This window comes from Pseudomonas sp. UBA2684 (genome assembly GCA_002354655.1).
In the GTDB taxonomy this organism is placed as follows: domain Bacteria; phylum Pseudomonadota; class Gammaproteobacteria; order Pseudomonadales; family Pseudomonadaceae; genus Aquipseudomonas.
This window is the reverse complement of record DELY01000017.1, coordinates 41,481-66,250: the sequence shown is the minus strand read 5'-3', so window position 1 is coordinate 66,250 and position 24,770 is coordinate 41,481. Positions and strand designations below refer to the sequence as shown.

Below are 24,770 nucleotides of genomic sequence, written 5' to 3'. Positions count from 1 at the left end.
GGGTTCGGTCAAGCCGCACACCACCTTCACTGCAGAAGTGTATGTGTTGAGCAAAGAAGAAGGCGGTCGTCATACGCCGTTCTTCAAAGGCTACCGTCCGCAGTTCTACTTCCGTACGACTGACGTGACCGGTAACTGCGAACTGCCGGAAGGCGTTGAGATGGTAATGCCAGGTGATAACGTGCAAATGACCGTTACCCTGATCAAGACCATCGCGATGGAAGAAGGTCTGCGTTTCGCTATCCGTGAAGGCGGTCGTACCGTCGGCGCTGGTGTAGTGGCCAAGATCATCGCGTAAGCGCTGCTCTAAGAAAAAGCCTCCGCTTGCGGGGGCTTTTTTATTGGGTTGACACTCATAGGGGGCGTCTATAGAATTGCGCCTCCTTTTAACGGGCGTATTGCGCCCGTTGGGAATAGCAGCTTGGAATCTGAGGTCAAAATGCAAAACCAACAAATCCGTATTCGGTTGAAGGCTTTTGACCATCGCCTGATCGATCAATCAACCCAGGAAATCGTGGAAACCGCGAAACGTACTGGTGCTCAGGTGCGTGGTCCGATTCCTCTGCCTACCCGCAAAGAGCGGTTCACCGTACTGACTTCACCGCACGTCAACAAAGACGCGCGCGATCAGTATGAGATCCGTACTCATAAACGCGTTCTGGACATTGTCCAGCCAACGGATAAAACCGTTGATGCGTTGATGAAGCTTGATCTTGCGGCTGGCGTGGAAGTGCAGATCAGCCTCGGCTAAAACCTTGGGGTTTTAGTCGTGTAACGCTCTGAAATGGGCGGCCATAGCGGGTGAAAGCCCCGTACACTCATGAGGTTACAACATGACTATTGGTGTAGTCGGTCGTAAGTGCGGTATGACCCGCATTTTCACCGAAGAAGGTGTCTCCATTCCGGTTACGGTCATTGAGATCGAGCCGAATCGCGTCACCCAGTTCAAAACTGAAGAGTCCGATGGCTATCGCGCAGTGCAAGTCACTGTCGGTGAGCGCCGCGTTTCTCGTGTCAGCAAGGCTCAGGCCGGTCACTTCGCTAAGGCGAGCGTCGCGGCAGGTCGTGGTGTTTGGGAGTTCCGTCTTGAAGAAGGCGACTACCAGGCTGGCGATCTGATCAACGCTGAAATTTTCCAAGCTGGTCAGATGGTGGATGTCACCGGTCAGTCCAAGGGTAAAGGCTTTGCCGGTACCATCAAGCGTTGGAACTTCCGCGGCCAAGACAACACGCACGGTAACTCCGTGTCCCACCGTGTTCCGGGTTCCATTGGCCAGTGCCAGACTCCGGGTCGCGTCTTCAAGGGCAAGAAAATGTCCGGTCACATGGGTGCTGAGCGCGTGACTGTGCAGTCCCTGGAAGTAGTGCGCGTCGATGCTGAACGCAACCTGCTGTTGGTCAAGGGTGCCGTTCCTGGTGCTACTGGCGGCAACTTGGTTGTGCGTCCAGCAGCCAAGGCTCGCGGTTAAGGGGAAGCTGACATGCAATTAAATGTAAATGGCGCTCAAGCTATCGAAGTGTCGGAAGCGACTTTCGGCGGCGATTATAACGAGACCCTGGTTCACCAAGCAGTTGTGGCCTACATGGCCGGCGGCCGTCAAGGCAGCAAGCAGCAGAAGACCCGCTCTGATGTGTCCGGTGGCGGTAAGCGCCCGTGGCGTCAGAAGGGTACTGGTCGCGCTCGTGCGGGTACCACTCGTGGTCCGATCTGGCGTGGCGGTGGTGTGACTTTCGCTGCTCGTCCGCAGAATCATGACCAGAAGCTGAACAAGAAAATGTATCGCGCTGCATTGCGTTCGATTCTTGCTGAGCTGGTGCGTACTGATCGTTTGGTAGTGGTTGAAGACTTCAGCGTAGAAGCTCCGAAAACCAAAGAACTGTTGGGCAAGTTGAATGGCATGGGTCTGACCGATGTGCTGATCGTGTCCGATGCTATTGATGAGAATCTGTACCTGGCTGCGCGCAACCTGCCACACGTCGATGTTCGTGACGTGCAAGGTTCCGACCCGGTCAGTCTGATCGCGTACGAAAAGGTGCTGGTCACCGTTTCTGCCGTGAAGAAATTCGAGGAGCTGCTGGGATGAACCAGGAACGCGTATTTAAAGTGCTGCTTGGCCCGCACATCTCCGAGAAGGCCACGGTTCTCGCTGACAAGAAAGGTCAGTTCGTTTTCAAGGTTGCAACCGATGCAACCAAGCTGGAAATCAAGAAGGCCGTCGAAAGCCTGTTCAGTGTGAATGTTGCTGCTGTCAATACCGTGAATGTTCTCGGTAAGACTAAGCGCACCGCTCGCGGCCTGGGCAAGCGTAACGACTGGAAGAAGGCGATCATCTCCCTTCAGCCGGGCCAAGATCTCGATTTCGCCAGCAGTGCTGAGTAAGGAAGGGGTGCATCATGGCAATCGTTAAATGCAAACCGACTTCCCCTGGCCGCCGTTTTGTGGTCAAGGTGGTCAATCAGGAGCTGCACAAAGGCGCTCCTTACGCTCCGCTGCTCGAGAAGAAGTCGAAGACTGGCGGTCGTAACAACAATGGTCGTATCACCACCCGTCATATCGGTGGTGGCCACAAGCAGCATTACCGTCTGGTCGATTTCCGTCGCAACGACAAAGATGGCATTCCAGCCACTGTTGAGCGTATTGAATACGATCCGAACCGTACCGCACACATCGCTCTGCTGATGTATGCAGACGGCGAGCGTCGCTACATCATCGCCCCTAAAGGCGTGAGTGCTGGCGATCAGCTGGTAGCTGGCATCATGGCTCCGATCAAGCCGGGCAACAGCCTGCAACTGCGTAACATTCCAGTTGGTAGCACTGTTCACGGTATCGAACTGAAGCCGGGTAAAGGTGCTCAGATCGCTCGTTCCGCTGGTGCTTCTGCTCAGCTGATTGCGCGTGAAGGTGTCTACGTGACCCTGCGTCTGCGTTCCGGTGAGATGCGTAAAGTGCTGGCCGAGTGCCGTGCGACCCTGGGCGAAGTCTCGAACTCCGAGCACAGCCTGCGTTCGCTGGGTAAAGCCGGTGCCAAACGCTGGCGTGGCGTTCGCCCAACCGTTCGTGGTGTTGCCATGAACCCGGTTGACCACCCACACGGTGGTGGTGAAGGTCGTACCTCTGGTGGTCGTCATCCGGTGTCTCCATGGGGCTTCCCGACGAAGGGCGCGAAGACTCGTGGTAACAAACGCACCGACAACATGATCGTCCGTCGTCGCAAGTAAATAGAGGGATACGACAGTGCCACGTTCTCTGAAAAAAGGTCCTTTTATTGATCTTCACCTACTGAAGAAGATCGAAGTGGCGGTGGAAAAGAACGATCGCAAGCCAGTGAAAACCTGGTCGCGTCGTTCGATGATCCTGCCACAAATGGTCGGTCTGACCATTGCTGTGCATAACGGTCGTCAACATGTTCCAGTTCTGGTGAACGAAGACATGGTCGGCCACAAACTGGGCGAATTTGCCGGCACTCGTACCTATCGTGGGCACGTGGCTGACAAGAAAGCCAAGCGTTAAGGGGTTAGGAAATGGAAGTAGCCGCTAAGTTGTCGGGCGCTCGAATCTCCGCCCAGAAAGCCCGCTTGGTCGCCGACCAGATCCGCGGGAAGAAGGTGGGCGAAGCGCTCAACCTGTTGGCTTTCAGCAGTAAGAAAGCCGCCGAGATCATCAAGAAAGTGCTGGAGTCGGCTGTAGCCAACGCCGAGCACAACGAAGGCGCAGATGTTGATGACTTGAAGGTCAGCACCGTTTTCGTCAACGAAGGGCGTTCGCTGAAGCGCATCATGCCGCGTGCCAAAGGCCGCGCTGATCGCATCGTCAAGCGGTCTTGCCATATCACTGTCAAGGTTGCGGACAAGTAACGGAGTCGATCAGATGGGTCAGAAAGTACATCCCATTGGCATTCGCCTGGGAATCGTCAAGGAGCACACCTCCGTCTGGTACGCAGACGGTCGGACTTATGCGGACTATTTGTTCGCTGATCTGAAGGTGCGTGAGTATCTCCAAGACAAATTAAAAAGCGCGTCCGTAAGCCGTATCGACATTGCTCGTCCGGCTCAAACCGCACGTGTCACCATCCACACTGCTCGTCCCGGTATCGTTATCGGTAAGAAAGGTGAAGATGTTGAGAAGCTGCGTCAGGACCTGACCAAGCAAATGGGTGTGCCTGTGCACATCAATATCGAAGAAATCCGCAAGCCGGAGCTCGACGGTATGCTGGTTGCGCAGAGCGTAGCTCAGCAGCTGGAGCGTCGTGTGATGTTCCGTCGCGCCATGAAGCGCGCTGTACAGAACGCCATGCGTATTGGTGCCAAGGGCATCAAAATCCAAGTGAGCGGTCGTCTCGGTGGTGCTGAAATTGCACGTACCGAATGGTATCGCGAAGGTCGTGTGCCGTTGCACACCCTGCGTGCCGATATCGACTATGCCACGTACGAAGCGCACACCACTTATGGTGTGATCGGTGTCAAGGTTTGGATCTTCAAAGGCGAAGTAATTGGTGGTCGCCATGAAGAACTGAAGCCGCAAGCACCCGCGCCTCGTAAAAAAGCTGCTAAGTAAGGGGTACGCCAAATGTTGCAACCAAAGCGTACGAAGTTCCGCAAGCAGATGACCGGCCACAACCGTGGCTTGGCTCAGCGCGGTAGCAAAGTCAGCTTCGGCGAGTTCGCGCTGAAGTCTGTTGCCCGCGGTCGTCTCACCGCCCGCCAGATCGAGTCCGCTCGTCGTGCTCTGACTCGTCACGTTAAGCGTGGCGGGAAAATCTGGATTCGCGTGTTCCCTGACAAACCGGTTACCAAGAAGCCTCTCGAAGTGCGGATGGGTAAAGGTAAGGGTGGCGTTGAATATTGGGTAGCCCAGATCCAGCCAGGCAAAGTCCTGTATGAGATCGAAGGCGTTTCCGAAGAGTTGGCGCGTGAGGCTTTCGCCCTGGCTGCTGCAAAGCTGCCGCTCGCCACCACTTTTGTTAAGCGGACGGTGATGTGATGAAAGCGAATGAACTTCGTGAAAAATCAGCACAGCAGCTGAACGAGCAACTGCTCGGCCTGCTGCGCGACCAGTTCAATCTGCGTATGCAGAAAGCAACTGGCCAGTTGGGGCAGTCTCACCTGCTCTCGCAAGTTAAGCGCGACATCGCTCGTGTGAAAACTGTGCTCAACCAGCAGGCAGGTAAGTGATCATGGCTGAAGCCGAAAAAACAGTCCGTACGCTGACCGGCCGTGTCGTCAGCGACAAGATGGACAAGACCATCACCGTATTGATCGAGCGTCGCGTAAAGCACCCGATCTACGGCAAATATGTCAAGCGTTCGACCAAGCTGCACGCGCACGACGAAACCAACCAGTGCCACATCGGCGACAAAGTTTCCATTCGCGAAACCCGTCCCGTTGCCAAGACCAAGTCTTGGGCGCTGGTTGAGATCCTCGAACGCGCAGTGGAAGTCTAAGGGCTAAGGGTCGGAGAAATTATATGATTCAGACTCAATCCATGCTCGACGTCGCTGACAACAGCGGTGCTCGTCGCGTTATGTGCATCAAGGTGCTGGGTGGCTCGCATCGCCGCTACGCTGGCATCGGCGACATCATCAAGGTGACCGTCAAGGAAGCAATTCCGCGCGGTAAAGTGAAGAAAGGCCAAGTGATGACTGCTGTCGTAGTCCGCACTCGTCACGGCGTTCGTCGTCCTGATGGCTCGATCATTCGCTTCGACGGCAACGCTGCTGTTCTGTTGAACAACAAGCAAGAGCCGATCGGCACCCGTATTTTTGGGCCAGTGACTCGTGAACTTCGCTCTGAGAAGTTCATGAAGATCGTCTCGCTCGCACCTGAAGTGCTGTAAGGAGATCCGACATGCAAAAGATTCGTCGTGACGACGAGATCATCGTGATCGCCGGCAAAGACAAAGGTAAGCGTGGCAAGGTGCTCAAGGTTCTCGCTGACGACCGTTTGGTCGTTGGTGGGATCAACCTGGTGAAGCGCCATACCAAGCCGAACCCGATGTCGGGCGTTCAGGGCGGTATCGTCGAGAAAGAAGCGCCTCTGCACGCTTCTAACGTGGCCATTTTCAACGGTGAAACCAACAAGGCTGACCGCGTTGGTTTCAAAGTTGAAGAAGGTAAAAAAATTCGTGTCTTCAAGTCGACCCAAAAAGCGGTTGATGCTTGAACACTGCTAGGTAGAAGACCATGGCACGACTAAAAGAGATTTACCGGAAAGAAATCGCGCCGAAGCTTAAGGATGAACTTAAGCTCGCCAACGTGATGGAAGTTCCGCGCATTACCAAGATCACCCTGAACATGGGTCTGGGCGAAGCGATCGGTGACAAGAAAATCATCGAGCACGCTGTTGCCGACCTGGAAAAGATTACCGGTCAGAAAGTCGTTGTGACTCATGCTCGGAAGTCGATTGCAGGCTTCAAGGTTCGTGAAGGTTGGCCGATTGGCGTCAAGGTAACCCTGCGCCGCGATCGTATGTATGAGTTCCTGGATCGTCTGCTGTCCATTTCCCTGCCTCGGGTTCGCGACTTCCGCGGCCTGAATGCCAAGTCCTTCGATGGTCGTGGTAACTACAGCATGGGCGTGAAAGAGCAGATCATTTTCCCGGAAATCGATTACGACAAGATCGATGCCCTGCGTGGTCTGGACATTACCCTGACCACCACTGCCCGTACGGATGATGAAGGTCGCGCTCTGTTGCGTGCTTTCAAATTCCCGTTCCGCAACTGACTGGAGCTGGATCATGGCCAAGACAAGCATGAAAAACCGCGAGCTGAAGCGTCAGCAAACGGTAGCCAAGTACGCTAAAAAGCGTGCCGAGCTGAAAGCTACCATCGCCAATCCGAACAGCAGTCCGGAAGCGCGCTGGGAAGCTCAGGTGGCTCTGCAGAAGCAGCCGCGTGACGCAAGCGCTGCGCGCCTGCGTAACCGTTGCCGGATTACCGGCCGTCCGCACGGCGTTTATCGCAAGTTCGGTCTGTCGCGTATCAAGCTGCGTGAAGCTGCGATGCGTGGTGACGTACCAGGTCTGGTGAAAGCCAGCTGGTAAAAACAGAGCCGGCCTAGTGCCGGCTTTGTCTTTGTTGTGAATCAGGCCCCTTTGGGGCTTGATTCATTTTTGAGCAGTCTCTAGAATGTTCGGCTCGCCTGAGCCTGGGGTTCGTTTTTCCCGGAATATTCAGCGACTCTTAGCCGCAAGGCTAATTCTTTTTGTATCAGGAGCGTCTAGCCCATGAGTATGCAGGACCCGTTAGCGGACATGCTAACTCGTATCCGTAATGCCCAGATGGCTGAAAAGTCCGTCGTAAGCATGCCGTCTTCCACGTTGAAGGTGGCTGTAGCCAAAGTTTTGAAAGACGAAGGTTATATTGCGGGTTATCAGATCAGCGGCGAAGCAAAGCCGCAGCTGTCCATCGAGCTGAAATACTTCGAAGGCCGTCCGGTTATCGAAGAAGTGAAGCGCGTCAGCCGTCCAGGCCTTCGCCAATATAAGTCCGTCGATGATCTGCCGAAAGTTCGTGGCGGTCTTGGCGTATCCATCGTCTCCACCAACAAAGGTGTGATGACGGACCGCGCTGCGCGCGCTGCCGGTGTCGGCGGCGAAGTGCTTTGCACAGTGTTCTAAGGGGGGATAAGCATGTCTCGCGTTGCTAAGAACCCCGTTAAGTTGCCCGCTGGTGTTGAGGTCAAACTCGCCGGTCAGCAACTGTCGGTGAAGGGTGCCAAGGGCACTCTCGAACTGAACGTTCACTCGTCCGTTGAAGTCCTGCAGGAAGCTGGTGAGCTGCGTTTCGCTGCTCGCAATGGCGATCAGCAGACTCGCGCAATGGCCGGTACCACTCGCGCTCTGGTCAACAATATGGTGATCGGTGTTAGCGCTGGCTTCGAGCGTAAGCTGCAGCTGGTTGGTGTTGGTTACAAGGCGCAAGCCAAAGGTCAGGTGCTGAACCTCGCTCTCGGCTTCTCCCATCCGATCGACTATGAGTTGCCGGAAGGTGTGGTTGCTGAAACCCCGAACCAGACCGAGATCCTGATCAAGGGTGTCGACAAACAACTGGTTGGTCAGGTTGCTGCGGAGATTCGTGACTTCCGTCGTCCTGAACCTTATAAGGGCAAAGGTGTTCGTTACGCTGACGAAGTCGTCCGCCGTAAAGAAGCCAAGAAGAAGTAGGGCATAGCAAATGACCGACAAAAAAGTTACTCGACTGCGTCGCGCTCGCAAAGCACGCCTGAAAATGCACGAACTCGAAGTCGTGCGTCTCTGTGTGTATCGCTCTTCGCAGCACATCTATGCCCAGGTCATTTCGGCCGACGGCAGCAAGGTTCTGGCCAGCGCCTCTACCTTGGACAAAGCACTGCGTGACGGCGCCACTGGCAACGTCGACGCGGCCAAGAAAGTTGGTGAGCTGGTTGCTGAGCGTGCGAAAGCCGCTGGTGTGACTCAGGTTGCATTCGACCGTTCTGGCTTCAAGTACCACGGCCGCGTCAAGGCGCTGGCTGATGCTGCTCGTGAAGGCGGGCTGGAGTTCTAAGTTATGGCAAATAACGACCAAAAGCGCGACGAAGGCTATATCGAGAAGCTGGTACAGGTTAACCGCGTTGCCAAAACCGTTAAGGGTGGCCGTATCTTCACTTTCACCGCGTTGACCGTGGTGGGTGATGGTAAGGGTCGCGTCGGTTTCGGCCGTGGCAAATCCCGTGAAGTACCGGCTGCGATCCAGAAGGCAATGGAAGCTGCGCGTCGCAACATGATCCAGGTGGATCTGAACGGCACTACGCTGCAATACGCGATGAAGTCTGCTCATGGCGCCTCCAAGGTGTACATGCAGCCGGCCTCTGAAGGTACCGGTATCATTGCTGGCGGCGCTATGCGTGCTGTGCTGGAAGTGGCTGGTGTGCAAAACGTTCTGGCTAAGTGCTACGGCTCGACTAACCCGGTGAACGTGGTACATGCCACTTTCAAAGGTTTGAAAGCTATGCAGTCGCCGGACTCCGTTGCGGCCAAGCGTGGCAAGAGCGTCGAGGAGATTCTCTAATCATGGCTAACACCGTAAAAGTCACGCTGATCAAAAGCATGACCGGCCGCATCCCGAACCATAAGCTCTGTGTAAAGGGTTTGGGTCTGCGTCGCATCGGTCACACCGTAGAAGTGCTGGATACTCCCGAGAATCGCGGGATGATCAACAAGGCTTACTACATGCTGCGAGTCGAGGGTTAATACATGTACCTGAACGATTTGAGTCCTGCGCCGGGTTCCCGTCGCGAGAAGCACCGTCCGGGCCGTGGTATCGGTAGCGGTTTGGGTAAGACTGGTGGCCGTGGCCACAAGGGTCAGACCTCTCGCTCCGGTGGCACCATTGCTCCGGGTTTCGAAGGCGGCCAGCAGCCTCTGCACCGCCGTCTGCCCAAGTTCGGTTTCGTATCTTTGAAGGCTATGGATCGTGCGCAAGTGCGTACTTCCGAGCTGAATAAAATCGAAGGCGGCATTGTTACTCTGCAGGCGCTGAAGGATGCCAACCTGATCAACCAAAACGTACAGCGTGTGAAAGTCATGCTGTCCGGTGAGGTTACTCAGGCGGTCACCCTTAAAGGTATCGCCGCCACCAAAGGTGCGCGCGCGGCTATCGAAGCAGCTGGCGGTAAGTTCGAGGAATAAATGGCTAAGCAAGGTGCTCTCTCAGCGCTCAGCAATGGCGGGTTATCCGAGCTCTGGGCTCGTCTGCGCTTTCTGTTCATGGCGATCATCGTCTATCGGATTGGCGCACACATCCCAGTTCCAGGCATAAATCCGGACCGGTTGGCGGACCTGTTTCGACAGAATGAGGGGACCATTCTTAGCTTGTTCAACATGTTTTCCGGCGGCGCGCTGGAGCGGATGAGCATTTTTGCGTTGGGGATCATGCCGTACATTTCGGCGTCGATCATCATGCAGCTCATGACTGCTGTCAGCCCGCAGTTGGAACAGTTGAAGAAGGAAGGTGAGGCTGGTCGTCGCAAGATCAGCCAATACACCCGCTACGGCACCTTGGTCCTGGCTTTCGTTCAAGCAATCGGCATGTCCGTTGGTTTGGCGAGTCAGGGCGTAGCGTTTTCGGTCGATTTCGGCTTCCACTTCGTTGCAGTCACCACGTTTGTGGCGGGTGCGATGTTCATGATGTGGTTGGGCGAGCAGATCACCGAGCGCGGTGTTGGCAACGGTATTTCGATGCTGATTTTTGCGGGCATCGTAGCCGGTCTGCCGTCGGCGATTGGGCAGTCTTTCGAGTCTGCTCGGCAGGGCGATATCAATATCTTCGCGCTGATCGCCATCGGTTTGTTGGCAGTAGCGATCATCGGTTTCGTGGTGTTCATTGAGCGTGGTCAGCGTCGCATTGCGGTGCATTACGCCAAGCGTCAGCAGGGCCGTAAGGTCTTCGCGGCGCAGACCAGCCACTTGCCGTTGAAGGTGAATATGGCGGGGGTTATCCCGGCTATTTTCGCCAGCAGCCTTCTGTTGTTCCCGGCTTCGCTGGGTGCCTGGTTTGGTCAGTCTGAAGGTATGGGCTGGCTGCAGGATATTTCACAGGCTATCGCTCCTGGTCAGCCGTTGAATATTTTGCTGTTTAGTGCAGGGATCGTTTTCTTCTGCTTCTTCTACACGGCGCTGATGTTCAACCCGAAAGACGTAGCGGAAAACCTGAAGAAGTCCGGTGCCTTTATTCCGGGTATCCGTCCCGGTGAGCAATCGGCGCGCTATATCGATGGCGTGTTGACTCGCTTGACTATGTTCGGTGCTCTGTACATGACGGCCGTATGCTTGTTGCCCCAGTTTCTGGTGGTGGCGGCCAACGTACCGTTCTACCTTGGCGGGACCTCGTTGCTGATCGTGGTAGTGGTTGTGATGGACTTTATGTCGCAAGTACAATCGCACCTCGTTTCGCACCAGTACGAATCCCTGATGAAGAAAGCCAACCTGAAGGGCTACGGCAGCGGCATGCTCCGCTGAAGTGTCCATAAGGTTCGAGGAGTTGGTGATGAAAGTTCGTGCATCGGTGAAAAAGCTGTGCCGTAACTGCAAAATTATTCGTCGCGAAGGTGTTGTGCGAGTGATTTGCAGCGCGGAACCGCGTCACAAGCAGCGCCAAGGCTGAGTGTGATTGAAGCGTTACAAGCCCGGCAGCTAGTGCGCTGTCGGGTTGATTATTTGTTTTTACAGCGTTAATATCTCGCGCCCTATTTCTTGGCTTCCGGGGCGTAGGTAGCTGTCAATTGGAGTTACACTGAATGGCCCGTATTGCAGGCGTTAACATTCCGGATAACAAGCACACTGTTATCTCGCTGACCTACATCTTTGGTGTTGGTCGCACCACGGCACAGAAAATCTGTGCAGCTACCGGTGTTAATCCGGCGGTAAAGATCAAAGATCTCTCTGACGAGCAGATCGAGCAGCTGCGTGGCGAAGTGGCCAAGGTGAATACCGAAGGCGACCTGCGTCGTGAAGTGAACATGAAAATCAAGCGCTTGATGGACCTGGGTTGCTACCGCGGCCTGCGTCATCGTCGTGGTCTGCCGGTTCGCGGTCAGCGTACCAAGACCAACGCGCGTACCCGTAAGGGCCCGCGTAAGCCGATCCGCAAGTAATCGCATTCGCGCATCGACAGGAATCTAGTCATGGCAAAACCTGCTGCTCGTACTCGTAAGAAAGTCAAAAAGACGGTGGTTGATGGCATCGCCCACATCCACGCTTCTTTCAACAACACAATCGTGACCATTACTGACCGTCAGGGTAACGCCCTGTCCTGGGCTACCTCCGGTGGTTCGGGTTTCCGCGGCTCGCGTAAAAGCACCCCGTTCGCTGCCCAGGTGGCTGCAGAGCGTGCTGGTCAAGCTGCGCTGGAATACGGCCTGAAGAACCTCGACGTGAACGTCAAGGGTCCCGGTCCGGGTCGTGAGTCCGCTGTCCGTGCTTTGAACGGTTGCGGTTACAAGATCGCCAGCATCACCGATGTGACGCCCATCCCGCACAACGGATGCCGTCCTTCGAAGAAGCGTCGCGTGTAATCAGGAGACAGTGAGAAATGGCTCGTTACATTGGTCCCAAATGCAAACTGTCTCGTCGTGAAGGCACTGATCTTTTCCTGAAAAGCGGCGTCCGCGCTCTGGAATCGAAGTGCAACATCGAAGCAGCCCCAGGTATTCACGGTCAGCGCCGTAGCCGTCAGTCCGACTACGGCACCCAGCTGCGTGAAAAGCAAAAAGTTCGTCGTATCTACGGTGTGCTTGAGCGTCAATTCAGCGGTTATTACAAAGAAGCTGCCGGCAAGAAAGGCGCTACTGGTGAGAACCTGCTGCAACTGCTCGAATGCCGTCTGGATAACGTGGTTTACCGTATGGGCTTTGGCGCAACACGTGCCGAATCCCGTCAGTTGGTTTCGCACAAAGCGATCAGCGTCAACGGTAAGACTGTAAACGTACCGTCCTACCAGATTAAAGCTGGTGACGTGGTTGCAGTTCGCGAGAAATCGAAAAATCAGCTGCGCATTGTTCAAGCTCTTGAGCTGTGTGCCCAGCGTGGCCGCGTTGAATGGGTAGAAGTAGACATTGAGAAGAAGTCTGGCGTGTTCAAAAACGTCCCGGCTCGTAACGATCTGTCCGCCGACATCAACGAAAGCCTGATTGTCGAGCTCTACTCCAAGTAAGGGCTAGAAAATAGGTGCATCCATGCAGATTTCGGTAAATGAGTTCCTGACCCCCCGTCACATTGATGTGCAGGTGGTCAGTCCGACCCGCGCCAAGATCACTCTCGAGCCTCTCGAGCGTGGCTTTGGCCATACCCTGGGCAACGCGCTGCGTCGCATCCTGTTGTCCTCCATGCCTGGCTGTGCAGTAGTCGAGGCCGAGATTGACGGTGTACTTCATGAGTACAGCGCCATCGAAGGTGTTCAGGAAGACGTCATTGAAATCCTGCTCAACCTGAAAGGCTTGGCTATCAAACTGCACGGTCGCGACGAAGTGACGCTGACTCTGGCGAAGAAGGGCTCGGGTGTAGTTACCGCTGCCGATATTCAGCTGGATCATGATGTCGAAATCGTCAATGGCGACCACGTAATCGCCAACCTGGCCTCCACTGGCGCGCTGAACATGAAGCTCACTGTAGCTCGTGGTCGCGGCTATGAGCCGGCTGACGCCCGTCAGAACGACGAAGATGAGAGCCGCAGCATTGGTCGCTTGCAGCTTGATGCGTCGTTCAGCCCGGTGCGTCGTGTGTCGTACGTGGTGGAAAACGCTCGTGTTGAGCAGCGCACCAACCTGGACAAACTGGTTATTGACCTGGAGACCAACGGTACTCTGGACCCGGAAGAGGCTATCCGCCGTGCCGCAACCATTCTGCAACAGCAGTTGGCTGCGTTCGTCGACCTCAAAGGTGACAGTGAGCCTGTGGTAATCGAGCAGGAAGACGAGATCGATCCGATCCTGCTGCGTCCGGTAGATGACCTGGAACTGACTGTGCGTTCGGCAAACTGCCTCAAGGCAGAGAACATTTACTACATCGGCGATCTGATTCAGCGCACCGAAGTAGAACTGTTGAAAACGCCGAACCTGGGCAAGAAATCCCTGACTGAAATCAAGGATGTTCTGGCTTCTCGCGGTCTGTCCCTCGGTATGCGCCTCGACAACTGGCCGCCGGCAAGTCTGAAGAAAGACGATAAGGCTACTGCCTGATCGTCATCATCACCGAACGTGAGTTTGGTAAGGAATTGAACCATGCGTCATCGTAAAAGTGGCCGTCACCTCAGCCGCACCAGCGCACACCGCAAGGCCATGTTCCAGAACATGGCGGTATCGCTGTTCGAGCACGAGCTGATCAAAACTACTCTGCCGAAAGCCAAAGAGCTGCGTCGCGTTGCCGAGCCGCTGATTACTCTGGCTAAAGAAGATAGCGTTGCCAATCGTCGTCTGGCCTTCGACCGTACGCGTTCGAAAGCCATCGTCGGTAAGCTGTTCAACGACCTGGGCAAGCGCTACGCCACCCGTCAGGGCGGTTACCTGCGTATCCTCAAGTGCGGTTTCCGCGCTGGCGACAATGCTCCGATGGCTTATGTTGAGCTGGTTGACCGTCCGGTCGCCGGTGCAGCGGTAGACGCCGAGTAAGTTGTAGGTTGTAAAAAAAACCGGGCCTTGGCCCGGTTTTTTGTTGCTGAGATAAATGTTTCCGCAAGCCCATACCTTGGTTTCCAGGCCTTCGGCTGCCTGGCCATTGCCATCGTCATGCCGCTGGCCCGCGCCATGAATGCCGATATCCCGCCAGCGAGCGACGCATTGATGCCGTATCTGCGCGTTGATTGAAAAATAATTTCTATCGCCTGCATTGCTTTCAATGCATTGGTTGGTCTGTCTGTCAGGGTCTAGTCTTTCCTAACTGTTGGCGTAAGCCAGCTGATTGACCTGATAAGGAGAGAATACATGTCGACCGAATCAAAGTGCCCGTTCCATCATGTCGCCGGTGGCGGCACCAGTAACCAGGATTGGTGGCCTAATCAGTTGCGCGTCGATCTGCTTAACCAGCATTCGTCAAAGTCCAACCCGCTGGGTGAGCAGTTCAATTACGCCGAAGAATTCAAGAAGCTCGACTACGCCGCGTTGAAGGCCGATCTGGTCAAGCTGATGACCGACTCGCAGGACTGGTGGCCGGCCGACTTCGGCCACTATGGCCCGCAGTTCATTCGTATGGCTTGGCACAGTGCCGGCACCTACCGCACTGTTGACGGCCGCGGCGGCGGCGGTCGCGGTCAGCAGCGCTTCGCACCGCTCGGCGCATGGCCGGACAACGTCAACATCGACAAGTCGCGCCGCCTGCTGTGGCCGATCAAGCAAAAGTACGGGCAGCAGATTTCCTGGGCCGACCTGTTCATCCTCGCGGGTAACGTCGCGTTGGAGTCGATGGGTTTCCGCACCTTCGGTTTTGCCGGTGGTCGCGAGGATACCTGGGAGCCGGACAATGACGTGAACTGGGGCAGCGAAACCGCCTGGCTGGGCGATGACAAGCGCTTCCACGGCAATCGCGAATTGGACAGCAATCTGGCCGCTACCCACATGGGCCTGATTTACGTGAATCCGGAAGGTCCGAATGCCAGCGGCGACTACCTAGCCGCCGCCCACGACATCCGCGCCACGTTCTATCGCATGGCGATGGACGACGAAGAAATTGTCGCCCTGATCGCCGGTGGTCACACGTTCGGCAAGACCCATGGCGCTGCACCGGAATCACACAAGGGCCCCGACCCGGAAGCCGCTCCGATCGAGTCGCAGGGGCTGGGCTGGATCAGCAACTATGGCAAGGGCCACGGTGGCGACACCATTTCCAGCGGTTTGGAAGTGACCTGGACCAAGACCCCGGCGTTGTGGAGCAACAACTTCTTCGAGAACCTGTTCAAGTACGAGTGGGAGCTGACCAAGTCTCCCGCTGGTGCCAAGCAGTGGATTGCCAAGGATGCGCCGGAGATCATCCCGGATGCGCATGATCCGTCGAAGAAGCACAAGCCGACCATGCTGACCACCGACCTGACTCTGCGTTTCGACCCGGAGTTCGGCAAGATCTCCAAGCGCTTCTACGAGAACCCGCAAGCCTTCGCCGAAGCCTTCGCTCGCGCCTGGTACAAGCTGACCCACCGCGATATGGGGCCAAAAGCGCGCTACCTTGGCCCGGAAGTGCCGAGCGAAGACTTGATCTGGCAGGACCCGCTGCCAGCAGCCGCGCACAAGCCGAGCGCGGCGGACATCGCCGAACTGAAGGCGCAGATCCTGGCTTCCGGCCTGTCGGTTGCCGAGCTGGTGTCTACCGCCTGGGCTTCGGCCTCGACTTTCCGCGGTGGCGACAAGCGTGGCGGCGCCAATGGTGCGCGCATTCGTTTGGCGCCGCAGAAGGACTGGGAAGCCAACAGCCCGGCGCAATTGGCCAGGGTGCTGGCCAAGCTTGAGGGCATCCAGCGGGCATCTGGTAAGGCTTCGCTGGCTGACGTGATCGTGCTGGCCGGCAGCGTGGGGGTCGAGCAGGCCGCCAAGGCCGCTGGCGTGAACGTCGATGTGCCATTCGCCCCCGGCCGCGTGGATGCCGTGCAGGCGCAGACCGATGTCGAGTCTTTCGCCGTGCTGGAGCCCATCGCCGATGGCTTCCGCAACTATAAGAAGGGCACGATCGGTGCGACGACCGAGGCTTTGCTGCTCGACCGTGCGCAGCTGCTGACCCTGACCGCCCCGGAAATGACCGCGCTCGTCGGTGGTCTGCGCGTGCTCGGTGCCAACCACGATGGCAGTAAGCACGGGGTATTCACCGCGAAGGTCGGCGTGCTCAGCACTGACTTCTTCGTCAACCTGCTCGATATGGCAACCGAATGGAAGTCGCTGGACAGCCAAGCGGAAGTGTTCGAGGGCAAGGACCGCCAGAGCGGTGCGCTGAAGTGGACTGCCACGCGCAACGACCTGATCTTCGGTTCCAACTCGGTGCTGCGTGCTTTGGCCGAGGTTTATGCCCAAAGCGACGCCAAGGAGAAGTTCGTCAAGGACTTCGTCGCTGCCTGGACCAAGGTGATGAACCTGGACCGCTTCGACCTCGCCTGAGTCATTGCCGGGCGTGGGCGCCGCTTGGCGCTGCGTCTGGCGAGTCCGTCAACCGATGCAGCGCCTCCCTTGTGGAGGCGTTGCGCTTTTTGCTTGACCCGGAGGGGTGAGGCGCCGAGCATTCGGTTTATTCCACAGAATGTTGCAGGGTTCCAGGCATGAAAGGCCATATCGAAGTCATCGACTACCTCAAGCAGCTGCTCAAGGGCGAGCTGGCCGCGCGCGATCAGTATTTCGTGCACTCACGGCTGTACGAGGATTGGGGTTTCAGCAAGCTCTACGAGCGGATCAACCATGAAATGGAAGAAGAGACGCAGCACGCGGATGCGATTCTGAAGCGCATTCTGTTTCTCGAAGGCTCGCCCGATATGCTGCCGGACACCTTCGTCTTCGGTCAGACCGTGCCCGAGATGCTCAAGCTCGATCTTGCCCTGGAATATCAGGTGCGTGAGGCGCTGCGTAAAGGCATCGAGTTGTGCGAGCGACACCAGGACTATCAGAGCCGCGACATGCTCTTGGTGCAGCTGAAGGACACCGAAGAAGACCATGCCTATTGGCTGGAAATCCAACTCGGCTTGATCGCCAAGATGGGCTTGGAGAATTACCTGCAGACGCAGATGTAAGTGAGACCATGCAACAAAAAGCCCCGACTTCTCGGGGCTTTTTGTTGGGCGGCGTTTGCCTGGGCTAGTTGTTACAGGAGCGTTCAGCGGGCCTATGCACGGTCGCGTTCCAGCAGGGGTTTGAGGAAGTAGCCGGTGTGCGATTGCGGCATTTCGGCGACTTCTTCCGGCGTGCCGACGGCGATGATTTGGCCACCTTTGGAGCCGCCTTCCGGACCGAGGTCGACCAGCCAGTCGGCGGTCTTGATCACGTCCAGGTTGTGCTCGATCACCACCACGGTGTTGCCGTGGTCGCGCAGGCGGTGCAGCACGTCGAGCAGTTGCTGGATATCGGCGAAGTGCAGGCCGGTGGTCGGCTCGTCGAGGATATACAAGGTCTTGCCGGTATCGCGCTTGCTCAGCTCGCGGCTCAGCTTGACGCGCTGCGCCTCGCCGCCGGACAGGGTGGTCGCACTCTGTCCCAGCTTGATATAGGACAGGCCGACGTCCATCAGCGTTTGCAGCTTGCGCGCCAGGGCCGGCACGGCATCGAAGAACAGCCGCGCTTCCTCGATGGTCATGTCGAGCACTTCGGTGATGCTCTTGCCCTTGTATTTCACTTCCAAGGTTTCGCGGTTGTAGCGCTTGCTCTTGCACACATCGCAGGGCACGTAGATGTCCGGCAAAAAGTGCATTTCCACCTTGATCAGACCGTCGCCCTGGCAGGCTTCGCAGCGCCCGCCCTTGACGTTGAAGCTGAAGCGCCCCGGGCCGTAACCGCGCGAGCGCGATTCCGGCACGCCGGCGAACAGTTCGCGGATCGGCGTGAACAGCCCGGTGTAGGTCGCGGGGTTGGAGCGCGGGGTGCGGCCGATCGGGCTCTGGTCGATGTCGACCACCTTGTCCAGGTGTTGCAGGCCGTCACAGCTGTCGTGGGCGGCGGCTTCCAGGGTGGTCGCGCCGTTCAGTGCGGTGGCGCTGAGCGGGAACAGGGTGTTGTTGATCAGCGTCGATTTGCCCGAGCCGGACACGCCGGTGACACAGGTGAGCAAGCCAATCGGAATATCCAGGTCGACGTTGCGCAGGTTGTTGCCGCGCGCCCCCTTGATCTTCAGCGAGAGCTTCTTGTCGCGGGGCGTGCGCTTGGCCGGTACGGCGATCTTCACGCGCCCGGACAGGTATTTACCGGTCAGTGAATCGGGGTGGGCCATGACTTCGGCGGCGGTACCCTGGGCAACGATCTGCCCGCCATGCACCCCGGCACCGGGGCCGATATCGACCACGTAGTCGGCCATGCGGATGGCGTCTTCGTCATGCTCGACCACGATCACGGTGTTGCCGATGTCGCGCAGGTGGCGCAGGGTACCGAGCAGGCGCTCGTTGTCGCGTTGGTGCAGGCCGATCGACGGCTCGTCGAGGATATACATGACCCCGACCAGGCCGGCACCGATCTGGCTGGCCAGGCGGATACGCTGCGCCTCACCGCCGGACAGGGTGTCGGCGCTGCGGTCGAGGGTCAGGTAGTCGAGGCCGACGTTGACCAGAAACTGCAGGCGTTCGCGGATTTCCTTGAGGATCTTCTCGGCGATCTCACCGCGGCGGCCGGGTAGTGCCAGGCTGCCGAAATACTCGGTGGCATCGCCAATCGGCATGCCGCTGACGGCCGGCAGGGTCTTCTCGCCCACCCACACATGCCGCGCTTCACGGCGCAGGCGGGTGCCGCGGCAATCCTGGCAGGCCTGGGTGCTGAGAAACTTGGCCAGCTCCTCGCGCACGCTGGTGGATTCGGTTTCGCGGTAGCGCCGCTCCAGGTTGGGCACGATGCCCTCGAAGGGGTGCGAGCGCTTGACGATATCGCCACGGTCGTTGAGGTACTTGAAATCGACGTTCTGCGTGCCGCTGCCGAACAGGATGCACTTCTGCTGTTCGGCGCTGAGGTCGTCGAACGGCACTTCCAGGCTGAAGCCGTAATGCGCGGCCAAGGAGCCGAGCATCTGGAAGTAATAGACGTTACGCCGGTCCCAGCCGCGGATTGCACCTTCGGCCAGGGTCAACTCGCCATTGACCAGGCGCTTGGTATCGAAGAACTGCTTGACCCCAAGGCCGTCGCAGGTCGGACAGGCACCGGCCGGGTTGTTGAAGGAGAACAGCTTGGGTTCCAGTTCGCTGATCGAGTGGCCGCAGACCGGGCAGGCGAAGCGCGCGGAGAAGATGATCTCTTCGCCTTCCTCGCCTTCCATTGGCGCGATCAGGGCCAGGCCGTCGGCCAGCTTGAGGGCGGTCTCGAAGGATTCGGCCAGGCGCTGCTGCAGATCGCCGCGCGCCTTGAAGCGGTCGACCACGGCATCGATGCTGTGCTTCTTCTGCTTGTCGAGTTTTGGCAGTTCGTCCAGCTCGTAAATCTTGCCGTTAACCCGTACGCGGACGAAACCCTGGGCGCGTAGCTCGTCGAAGATCGCCAGGTGTTCGCCTTTGCGCTCGCGAATCACCGGCGCCAGTAGCATCAGCTTGCTGCCTTCGGGCAATGCCAGTACCTGATCGACCATCTGACTGACTGTCTGCGCTTCCAGCGGTAGATCGTGGTCCGGGCAGCGCGGAATACCGGCGCGGGCGTAGAGCAGGCGCAGGTAATCGTAGATCTCGGTGATGGTGCCGACGGTCGAGCGCGGGTTGTGCGAGGTGGATTTCTGCTCGATGGAGATCGCCGGCGACAGGCCTTCGATGGTGTCGACATCGGGCTTTTCCATCATCGACAGGAACTGCCGGGCGTAGGCCGATAGCGATTCGACGTAACGGCGCTGGCCTTCGGCATACAGGGTATCGAAGGCCAGCGACGATTTGCCGGAACCGGACAGGCCGGTGATCACAATCAGCTTGTCGCGCGGCAGGGTAAGGTCGATGTTTTTCAGGTTGTGGGTACGTGCCCCACGGATCAGAATCTTGTCCACAAACAGCGGCCTCGCATGGCGGGCGGAAACCCGCGAGTATACGGCCCGCCGGCACCCTGCGGCAAAGTGCGCTCCTGTGCCACAGGCGGGATGACTGCTAGAATCGCCGGCTTGTTTGAATAGGGCCTATGCAATGCACGATCCGCACAGCGAGCGCATGAGTGGCGGTGAAACCCGCGCGGCCGGTGGCCTGGCGCTGGTGTTCGCATTCCGTATGCTCGGTATGTTTATGGTTTTGCCGGTATTGGCGACCTATGGCATGGAGCTGCAAGGCAGTACGCCGGCCTTGATCGGCCTGGCCATTGGCGCCTACGGCCTGACCCAGGCGTTTCTGCAAATCCCCTTTGGCATGCTCAGTGACCGTATCGGCCGGCGGCCGGTGATCTATGTCGGCTTGCTGATCTTCGCCGCCGGCAGCCTGCTGGCGGCCAATGCCGACTCGATTTGGGGCGTGATCGCCGGGCGTGTGTTGCAGGGAGCTGGAGCGATTTCCGCGGCGGTGATGGCGTTGCTCTCGGATCTGACTCGCGAGCAGCACCGCACCAAGGCCATGGCCATGATCGGCATGAGCATCGGCCTGTCGTTTGCCGTGGCCATGGTGGTCGGGCCGTTGCTGACCCGTGCCTTTGGCTTGTCCGGCCTGTTTCTCGCCACCGCCGCCATGGCGCTGCTGGGGATCGTGATCGTCGCCGGGGTGGTACCGGGGTCAGCCGGGCCGCTGCAGCACCGCGAATCCGGGGTGGCCAGACAGGCGTTGCTGCCGACACTCAAGCATGCCGATTTGCTGCGTCTGGACCTCGGCATCCTGGTGTTGCATGCGATCCTCATGGCCAGCTTTATCGCCCTGCCGTTGGCCCTGGTCGAGGAGGGCGGCCTGCCTAAGGAAGAGCACTGGTGGGTCTACCTGACCGCCTTGCTGGTGGGCTTCTTCGGCATGCTGCCGTTCATCATCTATGGCGAGAAAAAACGTCGGATGAAGCATGTGTTGCTCGGTGCGGTGACCGTGCTGCTGGGCTGTGAAGTGTTTTTCTGGGCCTTTGGCGATAACCTGCGCGCGCTGGTGCTCGGCACCGTGGTGTTTTTCACCGCGTTCAACCTGCTGGAGGCCTCGCTGCCGTCGCTGATCAGCAAGGTCGCACCGGCTGGCGGCAAAGGCACGGCGATGGGCGTGTACTCCACCAGTCAGTTCCTCGGCGCGGCATTGGGCGGCATTCTCGGTGGCTGGCTGTATCAGCATTACAGCTTGTCGGGGGTGTTCCTCGGTTGTGCGGCGCTGGCTCTTCTTTGGCTGGTCTTTGCTGTTACTATGCGTGAACCGCCTTATGTCACCAGCCTGCGCCTGCCGCTTTCAGCTGCGGCATTGCAAGAAGTGGGGCTGGCCGAGCGTTTACAGGCAGTGCCGGGAGTGGCGGATGCCGTGGTGGTGGCTGACGAGGCTGCCATCTATATCAAAGTAGATACCCAACAATTGGATCGCATGTCCCTTGAGCGCCTGATCGAATCGGCGCCGGCGACGTGCTGAAAGCCTAGGAGAACGTTTATGGCCCGTGGGGTTAACAAAGTCATTCTGGTCGGTACCTGCGGACAGGATCCGGAAACCCGTTACCTGCCAAGCGGTAATGCGGTGACCAACCTGAGCCTGGCTACCAGCGAGCAGTGGACTGACAAGCAGACTGGCCAGAAGGTCGAGAAAACCGAATGGCACCGCGTCTCGTTGTTCGGCAAGGTTGCCGAAATTGCCGGTGAGTACCTGCGCAAGGGGTCGCAGGTGTATATCGAAGGCAAGCTGCAAACCCGCGAGTGGGAAAAAGACGGCATCAAACGATACACCACCGAAATCATTGTCGACATGCAGGGCACCATGCAGCTGCTCGGTGGCCGTCCAGACAACGCCGGTGGCGATTCCGCACCGCGTCAGCAGCGCCCGGCACCGCAGCGCGAGCCGCAACAGCAAGCGCCGCGTCAGGCACCGCAGCAACAGGCGCAACCTGCGCAGGACTTCGACAGCTTCGACGACGATATTCCATTCTGATCACCTGAGTCGGCGTTCAATCATGCGTATGCGCCTGATGCTGCTGGGTGGCGGCAATGCCTTGGGGCAGGCGCTGATTCGTCTTGGCGCCGAGGAAGATATTGGTTTTCTCGCACCGAAACCGCCGGAGTCGGGCTGGGATGCCGCCAGCCTGACTCAGTTGCTCGACGACACCCGCCCCGATGCGTTGATCAACCTCGCCTATTACTTCGACTGGTTCCAGGCTGAAGACGTCGGCGAGGCGCGCTTTGCCTCACAAGAGCGGGCGATCGAGCGGTTGGCCGAGCTCTGCCAGCACCACGATATTCGTCTGCTGCAACCGTCGAGCTACCGCGTCTTCGACGGCTCGCGCGCCACTGCCTACAGCGAAAAGGAAGAGCCGGTGCCGTTGGGTGCCCGTGGCCAGGCCTTGTGGCGACTGGAACAGCGGGTACGGGCGACCTGTCCGCGGCATGTGCTGCTGCGTTTTGGCTGGTTGCTGGATGACAGCCCCGAGGGTTTGCTGGGGCGCTTTCTCAGTCGAGCCGAGCGCGACGAAAGCATGTCGCTCGCCGATGATCGGCGCGGCAATCCGACCCCGGTCGACGATGCGGCCCGGGTGATTCTCGCCGTGCTCAAACAACTCGATTGCCAGACGCCGTTGTGGGGCACCTACCACTACGGCGGTCACGAGGCGACCACCTCGCTGGCGCTCGGCCAGGCGGTGTTGAGCGAGGCGCGCAACTTCCGCAGCAATCTGGTTGAAGAGCTCGTCGCCCAGGCGCATGCCGTGCGTCCGGACGCGGCCGACGAACCGCAGCACGCGGTACTCGCCTGCAAGAAAATCCTCCACACCTTCGGTATCAAGCCGCGTGCCTGGCGCGCCGGTCTGCCGAGCCTACTGGATCGCTACTATCGCCATGTCTGACGCCCCTGTTCTGGTCACCGGCGGCGCCGGCTTTATCGGTTCGCACCTGGTCGATGCGTTATTGGCGCAAGGCCATGCGGTGCGGGTGCTGGACAACCTGTCGATGGGCAAGCGCGCCAACTTGCCGCTGGATAACCCGCAGCTGTGCTTTATCGAGGGCGATGTCGCCGACGCCGGGTTGGTCGAGCAGGCCGTGGCCGGCTGCAGTGCGGTGGTGCACCTGGCGGCTGTGGCCTCGGTACAGGCCTCGGTCGATGACCCGGTGAGTACCCACCAGAGTAATTTCATCGGCACCCTCAACGTCTGCGAAGCCATGCGTCTGCATGGCGTCACGCGCGTGCTGTTCGCCTCCAGCGCGGCGGTCTACGGCAACAATGGCGAGGGTTTGGCGATCAATGAGGACACGCCCAAGGCGCCGCTGACCCCCTACGCCACGGACAAACTGGCCAGCGAGCACTACCTGGATTTCTATCGCCGCCAGCATGGCCTCACGCCGGTGATCTTTCGTTTCTTCAATATCTTCGGCCCGCGCCAAGATCCGTCTTCGCCGTATTCCGGGGTGATCAGCATCTTCACCCAGCGTGCGCAGCAGGGGTTGCCGATCAGCGTATTCGGAGACGGCGAGCAGACCCGCGATTTCTTCTATATCGCCGACCTGGTGCAGGTGCTGCTGCAAGCATTGTTTGCGCCGCAGGTGGCGGCCGGTGCACTGAATGTTGGCTGGAGCCAAGCCACCAGCCTGAATCAGTTGCTGAGCGAAATCGGCAGCCTGTTCGGTGGTTTGCCTGCCGTGACTTACCTGCCGCCGCGACCTGGCGATATCCGTCACTCGCGGGCGGACAACCAGCGCTTGCGCGCTGGTTACTCATTGCCCGCGCCCACGCCGATTCGTGAGGGCTTGCAGCGCTTGCTGGGGTTGGCCTGACGAACGCTTGACGCGACGCAGAAAAAAGCCGGCATCTATTGCCTACTTTTTTCTGCGTGCGGCTACGGCTCAGAATTTGTAACCGAGGCCGACCATATACACCCACGGGTCGATGTCCAGGTCGACTTTGACCTTGCCAGCGCCGGCCAGGTCGGTGCGGGCAGTGGTGTCGATGTCCATGTACCAGACGGCGGCATTGAGCAGCAGCGTGTCGCTGAGCATGTAGTCCATGCCCGCTTCCAGAGCCAGGCCCCAGGAGTCGTCCAGCTCCAGATTGCTGAAGCCCTGCTCCCGGCGTTGTGCGCTCAGGCTTTCGTCGAAGAACAGGGTGTAGTTGAGGCCGGCGCCGACGTACGGCTGGAAGGCGGAGTCGGCATCCAGTGGGTAGTACTGCAGGTTGAGCGTCGGCGGCAGGTGTTTGATATCTGCCAGCTTGCCGTCCAGTGCGCCCAGTCCCTTGATCCCGACCTGGTGTTTGAAGGGACTGGCAGCGACCAGTTCCACGCCAATATAGTCGGTCAGCATGTAGGTGCCAGTCAGGCCCAGTTGCGTGTCGCTGTCCAAGGTGGCCTGGGTTGCGCCAACGCGGCTGCCGGCGATCGACAGGCTGGAGCTGTCTTCGCGCGGGTCCACGGTCGCCGCGCCAGCGCGGAGGATAAGGTCACCGGCGCGGTGGGCGTGGGCCACCGGGGCGGCGAGGGCCAGGGCGATTAGCGAGGCGGTGAGCAGCGGCTTGTGCATAACGAACTCCAGCGAGTCATCTGAGATGG

Annotated in this window: 37 protein-coding genes and 1 pseudogene; 36 read left to right on the top strand and 2 right to left on the bottom strand. The window is 58.3% G+C overall.

Features of this window, described 5'->3' with window-relative positions; translation table 11 throughout:
• The 32 genes and pseudogenes from B3M58_RS07810 to bfr form a co-directional block, all read left to right on the top strand.
• Nucleotides 1-298 (top strand): annotated as a pseudogene (locus B3M58_RS07810) (elongation factor Tu); the annotation flags it as partial.
• A 141-nt stretch (nt 299-439) separates the two neighbouring features.
• Nucleotides 440-751 (top strand): 30S ribosomal protein S10, encoded by a 312-nt coding sequence (gene rpsJ, locus B3M58_RS07805; RefSeq protein ID WP_013789756.1) that lies wholly within the window; start codon nt 440-442, stop codon nt 749-751.
• An 82-nt stretch (nt 752-833) separates the two neighbouring features.
• Entirely contained in the window at nt 834-1,469 is a 636-nt protein-coding gene (gene rplC, locus B3M58_RS07800; RefSeq protein WP_296218100.1) for a 50S ribosomal protein L3, read from the top strand.
• Nucleotides 1,470-1,481: 12 nt separating this feature from the next.
• On the top strand, nt 1,482-2,084 hold the full coding sequence (gene rplD / locus B3M58_RS07795) for a 50S ribosomal protein L4 (RefSeq protein WP_296218098.1): 603 nt from the start codon (nt 1,482-1,484) through the stop codon (nt 2,082-2,084).
• Nucleotides 2,081-2,380, top strand: coding sequence for a 50S ribosomal protein L23 (gene rplW, locus B3M58_RS07790; protein WP_296218096.1), 300 nt, complete (start codon nt 2,081-2,083; stop codon nt 2,378-2,380). Before rplD ends, rplW begins: the two co-directional genes overlap by 4 nt.
• A gap of 14 nt (nt 2,381-2,394) precedes the next feature.
• On the top strand, nt 2,395-3,219 hold the full coding sequence (gene rplB, locus B3M58_RS07785) for a 50S ribosomal protein L2 (RefSeq protein WP_090255801.1): 825 nt from the start codon (nt 2,395-2,397) through the stop codon (nt 3,217-3,219).
• A 16-nt stretch (nt 3,220-3,235) separates the two neighbouring features.
• Nucleotides 3,236-3,511 (top strand): 30S ribosomal protein S19, encoded by a 276-nt coding sequence (gene rpsS, locus B3M58_RS07780; RefSeq protein WP_010486981.1) that lies wholly within the window; start codon nt 3,236-3,238, stop codon nt 3,509-3,511.
• Between the two features lie 11 nt (nt 3,512-3,522).
• Nucleotides 3,523-3,855: a 50S ribosomal protein L22 gene (gene rplV / locus B3M58_RS07775; RefSeq protein ID WP_003210077.1), complete on the top strand. Its 333-nt coding sequence runs from the start codon at nt 3,523-3,525 to the stop codon at nt 3,853-3,855.
• 13 nt (nt 3,856-3,868) lie between these two features.
• Nucleotides 3,869-4,555, top strand: a complete 687-nt coding sequence (rpsC, locus tag B3M58_RS07770) for a 30S ribosomal protein S3 (RefSeq protein ID WP_296218095.1) — start codon at nt 3,869-3,871, stop codon at nt 4,553-4,555.
• Nucleotides 4,556-4,567: 12 nt separating this feature from the next.
• A complete protein-coding gene (gene rplP / locus B3M58_RS07765; protein WP_003243901.1) occupies nt 4,568-4,981 on the top strand; it encodes a 50S ribosomal protein L16 in 414 nt (137 codons plus the stop codon).
• Nucleotides 4,981-5,172 carry a 50S ribosomal protein L29 gene (rpmC, locus tag B3M58_RS07760; protein WP_002555481.1) on the top strand — a complete coding sequence of 64 codons (192 nt, stop codon included), beginning with the start codon at nt 4,981-4,983 and terminating at the stop codon, nt 5,170-5,172. The genes rplP and rpmC overlap by 1 nt, the downstream gene beginning before the upstream one ends.
• 2 nt (nt 5,173-5,174) lie before the next feature.
• On the top strand, nt 5,175-5,441 hold the full coding sequence (gene rpsQ / locus B3M58_RS07755; RefSeq protein WP_296218093.1) for a 30S ribosomal protein S17: 267 nt from the start codon (nt 5,175-5,177) through the stop codon (nt 5,439-5,441).
• A 23-nt stretch (nt 5,442-5,464) separates the two neighbouring features.
• Nucleotides 5,465-5,833: a 50S ribosomal protein L14 gene (gene rplN / locus B3M58_RS07750; RefSeq protein WP_003289207.1), complete on the top strand. Its 369-nt coding sequence runs from the start codon at nt 5,465-5,467 to the stop codon at nt 5,831-5,833.
• An 11-nt stretch (nt 5,834-5,844) separates the two neighbouring features.
• Entirely contained in the window at nt 5,845-6,159 is a 315-nt protein-coding gene (gene rplX, locus B3M58_RS07745) for a 50S ribosomal protein L24 (protein ID WP_008374158.1), read from the top strand.
• A 20-nt stretch (nt 6,160-6,179) separates the two neighbouring features.
• On the top strand, nt 6,180-6,719 hold the full coding sequence (rplE, locus tag B3M58_RS07740) for a 50S ribosomal protein L5 (protein ID WP_296218088.1): 540 nt from the start codon (nt 6,180-6,182) through the stop codon (nt 6,717-6,719).
• 13 nt (nt 6,720-6,732) lie between these two features.
• On the top strand, nt 6,733-7,038 hold the full coding sequence (rpsN, locus tag B3M58_RS07735) for a 30S ribosomal protein S14 (protein ID WP_296218087.1): 306 nt from the start codon (nt 6,733-6,735) through the stop codon (nt 7,036-7,038).
• 183 nt (nt 7,039-7,221) lie between these two features.
• Nucleotides 7,222-7,614 (top strand): 30S ribosomal protein S8, encoded by a 393-nt coding sequence (gene rpsH / locus B3M58_RS07730; RefSeq protein WP_013789766.1) that lies wholly within the window; start codon nt 7,222-7,224, stop codon nt 7,612-7,614.
• A 12-nt stretch (nt 7,615-7,626) separates the two neighbouring features.
• A complete protein-coding gene (gene rplF, locus B3M58_RS07725) occupies nt 7,627-8,160 on the top strand; it encodes a 50S ribosomal protein L6 (RefSeq protein WP_296218085.1) in 534 nt (177 codons plus the stop codon).
• Between the two features lie 10 nt (nt 8,161-8,170).
• On the top strand, nt 8,171-8,521 hold the full coding sequence (gene rplR, locus B3M58_RS07720) for a 50S ribosomal protein L18 (protein WP_279825268.1): 351 nt from the start codon (nt 8,171-8,173) through the stop codon (nt 8,519-8,521).
• Between the two features lie 3 nt (nt 8,522-8,524).
• On the top strand, nt 8,525-9,025 hold the full coding sequence (gene rpsE / locus B3M58_RS07715) for a 30S ribosomal protein S5 (RefSeq protein WP_013789768.1): 501 nt from the start codon (nt 8,525-8,527) through the stop codon (nt 9,023-9,025).
• A 2-nt stretch (nt 9,026-9,027) separates the two neighbouring features.
• A complete protein-coding gene (gene rpmD / locus B3M58_RS07710) occupies nt 9,028-9,207 on the top strand; it encodes a 50S ribosomal protein L30 (RefSeq protein ID WP_079204534.1) in 180 nt (59 codons plus the stop codon).
• A 3-nt stretch (nt 9,208-9,210) separates the two neighbouring features.
• A complete protein-coding gene (gene rplO, locus B3M58_RS07705; RefSeq protein ID WP_296218084.1) occupies nt 9,211-9,645 on the top strand; it encodes a 50S ribosomal protein L15 in 435 nt (144 codons plus the stop codon).
• Nucleotides 9,646-10,974: a preprotein translocase subunit SecY gene (secY, locus tag B3M58_RS07700; RefSeq protein ID WP_296218083.1), complete on the top strand. Its 1,329-nt coding sequence runs from the start codon at nt 9,646-9,648 to the stop codon at nt 10,972-10,974.
• 28 nt (nt 10,975-11,002) lie between these two features.
• On the top strand, nt 11,003-11,119 hold the full coding sequence (rpmJ, locus tag B3M58_RS07695; protein WP_002555468.1) for a 50S ribosomal protein L36: 117 nt from the start codon (nt 11,003-11,005) through the stop codon (nt 11,117-11,119).
• Nucleotides 11,120-11,252: 133 nt separating this feature from the next.
• The gene (gene rpsM / locus B3M58_RS07690) at nt 11,253-11,609 is read left to right on the top strand and encodes a 30S ribosomal protein S13 (protein ID WP_255837044.1); all 357 of its coding nucleotides are present in this window, start codon (nt 11,253-11,255) and stop codon (nt 11,607-11,609) included.
• Nucleotides 11,610-11,639: 30 nt separating this feature from the next.
• Nucleotides 11,640-12,029, top strand: coding sequence for a 30S ribosomal protein S11 (rpsK, locus tag B3M58_RS07685; protein ID WP_013789773.1), 390 nt, complete (start codon nt 11,640-11,642; stop codon nt 12,027-12,029).
• Nucleotides 12,030-12,046: 17 nt separating this feature from the next.
• Entirely contained in the window at nt 12,047-12,667 is a 621-nt protein-coding gene (gene rpsD / locus B3M58_RS07680; RefSeq protein WP_296218082.1) for a 30S ribosomal protein S4, read from the top strand.
• Between the two features lie 22 nt (nt 12,668-12,689).
• Complete coding sequence (locus tag B3M58_RS07675) at nt 12,690-13,691, top strand: DNA-directed RNA polymerase subunit alpha (protein WP_296218079.1); 1,002 nt, start codon at nt 12,690-12,692, stop codon at nt 13,689-13,691.
• Nucleotides 13,692-13,733: 42 nt separating this feature from the next.
• Nucleotides 13,734-14,120: a 50S ribosomal protein L17 gene (gene rplQ, locus B3M58_RS07670; RefSeq protein ID WP_160347644.1), complete on the top strand. Its 387-nt coding sequence runs from the start codon at nt 13,734-13,736 to the stop codon at nt 14,118-14,120.
• 27 nt (nt 14,121-14,147) lie between these two features.
• The gene (locus tag B3M58_RS07665) at nt 14,148-14,315 is read left to right on the top strand and encodes a hypothetical protein (protein ID WP_296218075.1); all 168 of its coding nucleotides are present in this window, start codon (nt 14,148-14,150) and stop codon (nt 14,313-14,315) included.
• Nucleotides 14,316-14,432: 117 nt separating this feature from the next.
• The gene (katG, locus tag B3M58_RS07660; RefSeq protein ID WP_296218074.1) at nt 14,433-16,586 is read left to right on the top strand and encodes a catalase/peroxidase HPI; all 2,154 of its coding nucleotides are present in this window, start codon (nt 14,433-14,435) and stop codon (nt 16,584-16,586) included.
• 158 nt (nt 16,587-16,744) lie between these two features.
• Nucleotides 16,745-17,209, top strand: a complete 465-nt coding sequence (gene bfr, locus B3M58_RS07655) for a bacterioferritin (RefSeq protein ID WP_296218072.1) — start codon at nt 16,745-16,747, stop codon at nt 17,207-17,209.
• Nucleotides 17,210-17,301: 92 nt separating this feature from the next.
• On the opposite strand, the gene uvrA is transcribed toward bfr, so the two are convergent.
• On the bottom strand, nt 17,302-20,136 hold the full coding sequence (gene uvrA / locus B3M58_RS07650) for an excinuclease ABC subunit UvrA (protein WP_296218071.1): 2,835 nt from the start codon (nt 20,134-20,136) through the stop codon (nt 17,302-17,304).
• A 133-nt stretch (nt 20,137-20,269) separates the two neighbouring features.
• On the opposite strand from uvrA, the gene B3M58_RS07645 reads away from it, so the two are divergent.
• The 4 genes from B3M58_RS07645 to B3M58_RS07630 are packed head-to-tail and all read left to right on the top strand — an operon-like array spanning nt 20,270 to nt 24,000.
• Complete coding sequence (locus B3M58_RS07645) at nt 20,270-21,658, top strand: MFS transporter (RefSeq protein ID WP_296218070.1); 1,389 nt, start codon at nt 20,270-20,272, stop codon at nt 21,656-21,658.
• 18 nt (nt 21,659-21,676) lie between these two features.
• A complete protein-coding gene (locus tag B3M58_RS07640; protein ID WP_296218067.1) occupies nt 21,677-22,168 on the top strand; it encodes a single-stranded DNA-binding protein in 492 nt (163 codons plus the stop codon).
• A gap of 22 nt (nt 22,169-22,190) precedes the next feature.
• Nucleotides 22,191-23,075, top strand: coding sequence for a sugar nucleotide-binding protein (locus tag B3M58_RS07635; RefSeq protein ID WP_296218066.1), 885 nt, complete (start codon nt 22,191-22,193; stop codon nt 23,073-23,075).
• The gene (locus tag B3M58_RS07630; RefSeq protein WP_296218065.1) at nt 23,068-24,000 is read left to right on the top strand and encodes an NAD-dependent epimerase/dehydratase family protein; all 933 of its coding nucleotides are present in this window, start codon (nt 23,068-23,070) and stop codon (nt 23,998-24,000) included. The genes B3M58_RS07635 and B3M58_RS07630 overlap by 8 nt, the downstream gene beginning before the upstream one ends.
• A 69-nt stretch (nt 24,001-24,069) precedes the next feature.
• On the opposite strand, the gene B3M58_RS07625 is transcribed toward B3M58_RS07630, so the two are convergent.
• On the bottom strand, nt 24,070-24,741 hold the full coding sequence (locus B3M58_RS07625) for an OmpW/AlkL family protein (RefSeq protein WP_296218063.1): 672 nt from the start codon (nt 24,739-24,741) through the stop codon (nt 24,070-24,072).
• Nucleotides 24,742-24,770: the final 29 nt, after the last annotated feature.

Excerpts from the sequence above, each read along its gene's own strand:
- bfr (WP_296218072.1), top strand. The coding sequence starts at position 16,745 with ATGAAAGGCCATATCGAAGTCATCGACTACCTCAAGCAGCTGCTCAAG.
- rplQ (WP_160347644.1), top strand. The coding sequence starts at position 13,734 with ATGCGTCATCGTAAAAGTGGCCGTCACCTCAGCCGCACCAGCGCACAC.
- B3M58_RS07645 (WP_296218070.1), top strand. The coding sequence starts at position 20,270 with ATGCACGATCCGCACAGCGAGCGCATGAGTGGCGGTGAAACCCGCGCG.
- rplB (WP_090255801.1), top strand. The coding sequence starts at position 2,395 with ATGGCAATCGTTAAATGCAAACCGACTTCCCCTGGCCGCCGTTTTGTG.
- rpsC (WP_296218095.1), top strand. The coding sequence starts at position 3,869 with ATGGGTCAGAAAGTACATCCCATTGGCATTCGCCTGGGAATCGTCAAG.
- rplR (WP_279825268.1), top strand. The coding sequence starts at position 8,171 with ATGACCGACAAAAAAGTTACTCGACTGCGTCGCGCTCGCAAAGCACGC.
- rpsK (WP_013789773.1), top strand. The coding sequence starts at position 11,640 with ATGGCAAAACCTGCTGCTCGTACTCGTAAGAAAGTCAAAAAGACGGTG.
- rplO (WP_296218084.1), top strand. The coding sequence starts at position 9,211 with ATGTACCTGAACGATTTGAGTCCTGCGCCGGGTTCCCGTCGCGAGAAG.
- rpsM (WP_255837044.1), top strand. The coding sequence starts at position 11,253 with ATGGCCCGTATTGCAGGCGTTAACATTCCGGATAACAAGCACACTGTT.
- B3M58_RS07630 (WP_296218065.1), top strand. The coding sequence starts at position 23,068 with ATGTCTGACGCCCCTGTTCTGGTCACCGGCGGCGCCGGCTTTATCGGT.
- rpsE (WP_013789768.1), top strand. The coding sequence starts at position 8,525 with ATGGCAAATAACGACCAAAAGCGCGACGAAGGCTATATCGAGAAGCTG.
- rpmD (WP_079204534.1), top strand. The coding sequence starts at position 9,028 with ATGGCTAACACCGTAAAAGTCACGCTGATCAAAAGCATGACCGGCCGC.
- rplW (WP_296218096.1), top strand. The coding sequence starts at position 2,081 with ATGAACCAGGAACGCGTATTTAAAGTGCTGCTTGGCCCGCACATCTCC.
- rplE (WP_296218088.1), top strand. The coding sequence starts at position 6,180 with ATGGCACGACTAAAAGAGATTTACCGGAAAGAAATCGCGCCGAAGCTT.
- B3M58_RS07635 (WP_296218066.1), top strand. The coding sequence starts at position 22,191 with ATGCGTATGCGCCTGATGCTGCTGGGTGGCGGCAATGCCTTGGGGCAG.
- rpsD (WP_296218082.1), top strand. The coding sequence starts at position 12,047 with ATGGCTCGTTACATTGGTCCCAAATGCAAACTGTCTCGTCGTGAAGGC.
- rpmJ (WP_002555468.1), top strand. The coding sequence starts at position 11,003 with ATGAAAGTTCGTGCATCGGTGAAAAAGCTGTGCCGTAACTGCAAAATT.
- rplP (WP_003243901.1), top strand. The coding sequence starts at position 4,568 with ATGTTGCAACCAAAGCGTACGAAGTTCCGCAAGCAGATGACCGGCCAC.
- B3M58_RS07675 (WP_296218079.1), top strand. The coding sequence starts at position 12,690 with ATGCAGATTTCGGTAAATGAGTTCCTGACCCCCCGTCACATTGATGTG.
- B3M58_RS07640 (WP_296218067.1), top strand. The coding sequence starts at position 21,677 with ATGGCCCGTGGGGTTAACAAAGTCATTCTGGTCGGTACCTGCGGACAG.
- rplC (WP_296218100.1), top strand. The coding sequence starts at position 834 with ATGACTATTGGTGTAGTCGGTCGTAAGTGCGGTATGACCCGCATTTTC.
- B3M58_RS07625 (WP_296218063.1), bottom strand. The coding sequence starts at position 24,741 with ATGCACAAGCCGCTGCTCACCGCCTCGCTAATCGCCCTGGCCCTCGCC.
- rplX (WP_008374158.1), top strand. The coding sequence starts at position 5,845 with ATGCAAAAGATTCGTCGTGACGACGAGATCATCGTGATCGCCGGCAAA.
- rplV (WP_003210077.1), top strand. The coding sequence starts at position 3,523 with ATGGAAGTAGCCGCTAAGTTGTCGGGCGCTCGAATCTCCGCCCAGAAA.
- rpsQ (WP_296218093.1), top strand. The coding sequence starts at position 5,175 with ATGGCTGAAGCCGAAAAAACAGTCCGTACGCTGACCGGCCGTGTCGTC.
- rpsH (WP_013789766.1), top strand. The coding sequence starts at position 7,222 with ATGAGTATGCAGGACCCGTTAGCGGACATGCTAACTCGTATCCGTAAT.
- rpsN (WP_296218087.1), top strand. The coding sequence starts at position 6,733 with ATGGCCAAGACAAGCATGAAAAACCGCGAGCTGAAGCGTCAGCAAACG.
- rpmC (WP_002555481.1), top strand. The coding sequence starts at position 4,981 with ATGAAAGCGAATGAACTTCGTGAAAAATCAGCACAGCAGCTGAACGAG.
- rplN (WP_003289207.1), top strand. The coding sequence starts at position 5,465 with ATGATTCAGACTCAATCCATGCTCGACGTCGCTGACAACAGCGGTGCT.
- rplD (WP_296218098.1), top strand. The coding sequence starts at position 1,482 with ATGCAATTAAATGTAAATGGCGCTCAAGCTATCGAAGTGTCGGAAGCG.
- rpsJ (WP_013789756.1), top strand. The coding sequence starts at position 440 with ATGCAAAACCAACAAATCCGTATTCGGTTGAAGGCTTTTGACCATCGC.
- secY (WP_296218083.1), top strand. The coding sequence starts at position 9,646 with ATGGCTAAGCAAGGTGCTCTCTCAGCGCTCAGCAATGGCGGGTTATCC.
- rplF (WP_296218085.1), top strand. The coding sequence starts at position 7,627 with ATGTCTCGCGTTGCTAAGAACCCCGTTAAGTTGCCCGCTGGTGTTGAG.
- katG (WP_296218074.1), top strand. The coding sequence starts at position 14,433 with ATGTCGACCGAATCAAAGTGCCCGTTCCATCATGTCGCCGGTGGCGGC.